Source organism: Bittarella massiliensis (ex Durand et al. 2017) (genome assembly GCF_017566145.1).
Classification (GTDB): Bacteria; Bacillota; Clostridia; order Oscillospirales; family Ruminococcaceae; genus Bittarella; species Bittarella massiliensis_A.
Genome location: NZ_JABFCL010000076.1, coordinates 1 through 292 on the forward strand (window position 1 = coordinate 1; position 292 = coordinate 292).

The following is a 292-nucleotide window of genomic DNA, read 5'->3' on the forward strand; positions in this document are numbered from 1 at the left end:
TGTACATCAAAATCAGCGATGGAAAACAAGGACAGCAGAAAGGAAGCAGCTAAAAAAGATGGAGATTATAGTTTCGCGTTTTTGACAAACACGTTGAATAATACGTTTCAATCTTCTATGAATGAGAAATTCGAAGAATTATGCAAGGATGAGGGATATGAGTATACGTGTTTTGATCCGGATTATGATTTGAATACCCAGTTAAGCCAGTTATCCGATGCGGCAAATCAGGAATTTGATGCGGTCTTTGTAATTCCGGTAGATTCGGCGGGGATACGGCAGGGACTTCAGG

At 40.4% G+C, this 292-nt stretch carries 1 protein-coding gene; it reads left to right on the forward strand.

What is annotated here, in order from left to right; translation table 11 throughout:
* A partial coding sequence (locus HJY11_RS13515) for a substrate-binding domain-containing protein (RefSeq protein ID WP_208076455.1) occupies positions 1-292 on the forward strand: 292 nt, incomplete at both ends.